Annotated in this window: 5 protein-coding genes and 1 tRNA gene; 4 read left to right on the top strand and 2 right to left on the bottom strand. The window is 48.3% G+C overall.

All coding sequences use genetic code 11. The features are described 5' to 3' along the window. Nucleotides 1-36: 36 nt before the first annotated feature. Together L0156_23005 and L0156_23000 are read right to left on the bottom strand one after the other, a co-directional pair. Nucleotides 37-636 carry a 2OG-Fe(II) oxygenase gene (locus L0156_23005; protein MCI0605865.1) on the bottom strand — a complete coding sequence of 200 codons (600 nt, stop codon included), beginning with the start codon at nt 634-636 and terminating at the stop codon, nt 37-39. Between the two features lie 83 nt (nt 637-719). Continuing rightward, nucleotides 720-1862, bottom strand: a complete 1143-nt coding sequence (locus tag L0156_23000) for a VCBS repeat-containing protein (GenBank protein MCI0605864.1) — start codon at nt 1860-1862, stop codon at nt 720-722. A 114-nt stretch (nt 1863-1976) separates the two neighbouring features. Here L0156_23000 and L0156_22995 point away from each other — a divergent pair, with 114 nt between their 5' ends. From L0156_22995 to L0156_22980, 4 genes are all read left to right on the top strand, one after another. Continuing rightward, nucleotides 1977-3257 carry a beta-lactamase family protein gene (locus L0156_22995; protein MCI0605863.1) on the top strand — a complete coding sequence of 427 codons (1281 nt, stop codon included), beginning with the start codon at nt 1977-1979 and terminating at the stop codon, nt 3255-3257. Between the two features lie 410 nt (nt 3258-3667). Beyond that, nucleotides 3668-4786 (top strand): hypothetical protein, encoded by a 1119-nt coding sequence (locus L0156_22990; protein ID MCI0605862.1) that lies wholly within the window; start codon nt 3668-3670, stop codon nt 4784-4786. Between the two features lie 143 nt (nt 4787-4929). After that, complete coding sequence (locus tag L0156_22985) at nt 4930-5241, top strand: hypothetical protein (protein MCI0605861.1); 312 nt, start codon at nt 4930-4932, stop codon at nt 5239-5241. 146 nt (nt 5242-5387) lie between these two features. Beyond that, nucleotides 5388-5474, top strand: a tRNA-Ser gene (locus tag L0156_22980). Nucleotides 5475-5509: the final 35 nt, after the last annotated feature.

The raw sequence follows: 5509 nt of genomic DNA, 5'->3' as shown, positions 1-5509 counted from the left end.
AGAAAAATGTGCTAGCGCGAATCGATTCTGAAAACTTCAGGTCGGGAGGGAATGAAACCAGCTTGCAATTACATATCTGATACCACGAATGACTGGCTTTACTTCGTGCAACAAGTTGGAACGAAAGGCTACCAGCAACCCATTTTGAGCCTGCACCAGAAACCCGCAGGCCTGAGACTGCTCTTTCGCGCCTAAAGCACTATATAGGATCAATTCCCCACCTTCATAACCTTCCGGGCTATTCACAAAAATTACCACGGATACGGCCCTCGTCCGGATTGCGGCAGGCATTGTATTTTCCTGCGGCGAATCAAAATGTGGCGCATAAAAATCACCTGCACGATATTGCAAGAATTGAAGAGCTTCGACCGCACCTAATTTTGTAGCGAAACGGTTTTCCATTTCTGGGAGAATGGAAGATAACTGGTTATGCAGTTCAAAAGTCATATCCACGGTTGGATTCAAGACCTTCGTCTTCCGCATTGCGACATCCCGCTTGAATGTACGCATTTTGTTTACAGTGGCAAATTTTCCTGGCGCTTCTTTCAATGAGCCCACCAGACGCACACATTTTTCCTCAGTGAGAAAACCGCGTCGAAAAAAAACATCGGGGTAAGGAAAGAAATGTTTTGTCATGTGCCGTTGGTGAATTCTACGTTTTCCAGCAAACCGTGAAACTCTCCTCGCGACTTAAGCGGCGATACCGGAGCCAGTTGAAACTACTTGCTCAGCAGCACCGTTAACGTGTCATCGCCGCTGTTTGCGGTTACTATGTCGGTTTTACCATCGCCATTTAAGTCTCCAGCTGCAACCGCTTCCGGATTTGATCCAACACGGATAAAAATGCCCTCTGAAGCCTTTCCGACCTTGCTGCCCGGAGTTATTCCTACTTCATTGCTTACATAACAAGCGGCAATGACATCCTCCACGCCATCTCCATTCACATCTCCACCAGCTACATCAAGAGGAGCTTTGCATGTGGAAAACGGCGTACGTGATACGCTAGAAAAACTCCCCTTCCCATCTCCAATCAAGATTGTAATTCCATCCTTCGAAGAATCGGAAGAACTCCCCGAATAGTGAGCGATCGCCAGATCGGTTTTGCCGTCCGCATTCCAGTCGAGTGCTGCAACGCCGAACGGATTAGGAGAAACTGAGAATCGGACCCTGTCATTTTCCGTAACAATGGTTACATCGCCACCATTAAAGCTGGTTGTGATGATTTCCGGCTTACCATTCTGATCGATGTCTGCGGCACGAAGCTTCTGATATGGTTTATCTCCCGTAACAACAAGTTTGCCCGGTACAAGAAAACCACCGTCTTTCATGCCGGACAGAATTTCCACGCGATCAATGCTCCAGCTTTCAACGGCCAAATCGATCAGCCCATCTCCGTTAAAGTCGCCGGCTGCGATTCCATGAACATGAGGATCACTTTGAACCTGAACCGGAGAATATGGCGGCTCCTGAAACTGGCCATGTCCATTTCCAAGCAGAATCGTGACTCCTTTTGTCTCATGATTCGCCACCGCCAAATCCTGTTTGCCGTCGAAATTGAAATCGCCAACGGCAAGATCGTTTGGGGATTCACCCGCAGCGACAGGCGAACCATCTGCCTGATGGAATTGGCCGCTACCATCTCCCAGGTAAATATGGATATCATCACTCCCTTGATTTCCGGCAACAAGATCCAGGTGGCCATCTTTATTGAAATCGGCAATTAGAATGCTTCCGGGCGATTTACCAACAGCCAGACGGAGCATGGTGTGAGACGAATCCTGGGGCGCAGCTTCACAACTGCAGAGAGCCAGCAATAGAAGCAGGACTCCTCCATTCCATGGTCCGCAATCTGAACGATTCATACTCAAATTACATAGTGCGTAAGGACTTGTACTTGTTCCGATTATATCTGATAAGAACCTTGCCAGGCGGGCAAAGAGCAACCATTTCACGAATCGGGAGGTCGAAATGTTCTGATGAACAGAATAAGATTTCCCGCTTTGGTTTCGTTCCTGATCATATCCATCTATCCTCAAGTCGGCTTAGGCCAGCCCGGTCGAGCGGAAAAAATCGATCTGTTGGTAAGGGAGTTTGCGAAAGCCAAACAGTTTTCCGGTGTCGTTCTGGCATCGGAGAATGGAACGGTGATCTATGAAAAATCATTTGGGTTTGCCAATGCTGATTATAAGATCCCGTGCCAGTTGAACACGCGGATCGGCATCGCCTCTATCACAAAACTGATGACGATTGTGATCCTGAACCGGCTGATCGAAGACGGAAAGATTTCACCGGATGACAAACTCGCCAAATATATTCCTGATTTTCCAGGGGGCGACAAAATCACGATCGAGATGCTTTCAAGACATCGCTCCGGGATTCCGCACCGCGTCATGCCGCCTGAAGCGGAATCGATCTCGCATACGACAGCGGAGTTTGTCGAGAAGGTAAAACAAGTGCCACTTGCATTCGAACCCGGCACGCAGCGACTGTATAGCTCCGCCGGATATGCAATGTTGGCGCGAGTTTTCGAGATCGCGTCCGGGAAGTCCTACGCACACCTTTTGCAGGATTACGTGTTCGCGCCTGCAGGAATGAAAGACTCGCTCGACTTCGACAGTGAAACGATCATGGAACGCCGCGCACAAGACTATCTTCTTGGGCCAAACGGCTACATTAACGCTCCCCTGAAAGATTATTCATTTCTGGTAGGCGCAGGGTCCGTGTTCAGCACTGCGGCAGACGTTCATCGGTTCGCTCAGGCCATTTTGTACGGGAAATATGGTGAACAGACAAAGAATTTCCTGATCGATGAGACAACGCTCAGTGGAAGCGGAAGCACCAACGGCCATCGCGCCTATTTTGAAATCGAACGCGAAAAGAAATATGGATCTGTAATGCTCTCGAATCTTGCTTCCGGCGCGTTCGACATGATCGTGGAAGGGCTGAGGGAGATTCTGCAGGGAAAAAAGTTAAGCCGAAAAAATATTCCAGCCCCCAAAATCATTCCTGATCCAAACGAGGACCTGACCGAATTTTTTGGGCGCTACAAACGAAGCGGCAGCGGTAGCGAATTTGTGGTCCTTCTAAAAAAAGATTTTCTTCATGCGGGTGATATCAGGCTCTATCCGATTAAAAAGGATTGCTTCTTCGACTACAAGTACTTTGGCGAAGTCTGCTTTCTCCGCGACAAATCCGCAAAGATTAAGGAGATCAGATGGGCATCACCCGGAATTGAATCGATCTGGGTGAAGCAGTGACCTTTTTTACGCTGCCGCGCGATTGGAAACATAAAAATCCGAGGGATCGCTCAGAACGCACAGGCACAATCTCGCTTTACACGAATAGCATAAAAAGCTAAATTATTGATTCCACAAGTCCAGGAGGGATGGCCGAGTGGTTTAAGGCAGCGGTCTTGAAAGACTTTGAGGGTCCTCCCGTAAATCATTGAAATACCTGCCTTTTCAATAACTTACCTTTTCTCGCGAGTTGCCTGGAGTTGGCTGGAATTGCCTGATTTCCTGTTGTCGCGGGCACAATTTTGGGCACAATTATCGCCGCGTTTCTAGTGCATTTCTATTTGTTTTTAATTGCCTGCCGGATGAAAGCGATGTGATCTCCGCCATTTTAACATGGCGCTGATTCAGCATACAATTAAACAGGAGCTCATGTGAGAAACATGAATGGAGCCGCGCATTCCAGGAGGAAGCGGTGGCCGGTTCTGATCGCTTCTCTTCTGATGACTATCATTTCGTGCAGCATTGAAGGACAAAGCGCTGGATTTGAATTCGCACTGATCGGCGACATGCCTTATGATGCGCGAACCGAAAAGGAATTTGCTCATGTAATGAACGAAATTAACACCGCTGATTTGGCCTTTGTCGTTCACAATGGCGATTTTTGGGGTGACGGCGCGTATTGGACAGAGAAAGCGCCGTCAGATTTGGCTAATCAGCGCGCGCCATTTATTTTCGTGGGAGGAATGCCACCATGCAGCGATGAGACATTTCAAAATCGTCTGGACCTCGCGAAAGACTCCAAACACCCATTCATATTTGTTCCTGGCGATAACGAATGGCTTGACTGCCACCGCGCGAAACCCCGCCCATATGACCCATCGGCGAGACTGACAAAGCTTCGCAAAATGTTTTTCAGCGGTGATCAAAGCCTTGGCCGACGCACGATACGTCTAACACGCCAGAGTGAAAACAGAAGCTACGCCAGATTCCGTGAGAATGTGCGGTGGAGCCGTGACAATGTGCTGTTTGTTACGCTGCATATGGTTGGTAGCAACAATAATCTCGGTCGCACACCGGAGATGGACGCGGAGTTCATGGCGCGGAATGCTGCTAACCTCGCGTGGATGAAGCAGGCATTCGACCTGGCCAAAAGCAGCGGTAGCAAGGGGATCATGATTATTGCTCAGGCGAATCCGGGCTTTGAGAATTTGTGGACGCCCAATCTGCAGCGGAGATACCTCAGGGGCCTGGAACTTCAATTACCCGAAACCAGAAACACAACAGGCTATGATGAATTCCTGTCGATGATCGAAAAAGAAACTCTGGCATTCGCTAAGCCGGTAGTATACGTGCATGGAGATACTCATATTTTTCGTGTTGACAAACCGCTGGTCGGCTCCAAAAGTGGACGGATCATTGAAAACTTCACAAGGGTTGAGACCTTCGGTTTCCCTGAAACACACTGGGTTCGGGCAATCGTAGATCCCGAGGATCCTAATGTGTTTAGCTTCAAGCCGCAGATTGTGAAAAAAAACCACACCAACCATTGATCAAAAAAAGTATTGCCTAGTTTTAGGATGATCGCTATACACCAACAGCTGAAAACACTAAATTAATCTACCCATTCTGCGAGTTTTATTTCTTGCAGGAACGGGGGAGCTGTTGAACGGACCTGTTTCTTAATAACAAAAAGGTGTATTTGCTGAATCCTTTAATAAGCCAGAAAACGCTCCGGAACGAAATTGCTCTTTCTGATACTGCCGGCATTCAACTGCCATTTGCTCCGGTGATTGCGCCCAATAGCAAGTCTTACAACGACAATTATGAGTATGAGCGCAATCTCTCGGAATTCTATGTCGTAGATGGCCCTAAAGGAAGAAGCGGAAATGGTAACTTCACAATTGAAAGCGCTTTTCGGTTCTCTGCGACAGATAGCTTTAGGATATCCACAGGATCTTTCACACTCATCGTAGAAACGGTAACATTGAACTTTTCCGCTTCCTGAACCAAAATGGACTCAACCGCGGCGGTTTTTTACGCCGCCGTGGCATTGAATGCGGAAAAGTCCGAGAATGATTGGGCACAGTTGTGGGCACAATCTCGCTTTACACAAATAGCAGAAAAAGCTAAATTATTGATTCCACAAGTCCAGGAGGGATGGCCGAGTGGTTTAAGGCGGCGGTCTTGAAAACCGCTGGGGGTGCAAGCTCCCCGTGGGTTCGAATCCTACTCCCTCCGCTCCACTTCAACCCTGATCGATAGTAGTGTTGTGT

The organism is bacterium, assembly GCA_022616075.1.
Lineage (GTDB): Bacteria > Acidobacteriota > HRBIN11 > JAKEFK01 > JAKEFK01 > JAKEFK01.
Note: the sequence above shows the minus strand (reverse complement) of the source record. Positions and strands in the feature narration are given on the sequence as shown.

What these genes read in the sequence shown, in the direction of transcription:
- L0156_23000 (MCI0605864.1), bottom strand. Translation starts at nt 1,862, where the DNA reads ATGAATCGTTCAGATTGCGGACCATGGAATGGAGGAGTCCTGCTTCTA.
- L0156_23005 (MCI0605865.1), bottom strand. Translation starts at nt 636, where the DNA reads ATGACAAAACATTTCTTTCCTTACCCCGATGTTTTTTTTCGACGCGGT.
- L0156_22995 (MCI0605863.1), top strand. Translation starts at nt 1,977, where the DNA reads ATGAACAGAATAAGATTTCCCGCTTTGGTTTCGTTCCTGATCATATCC.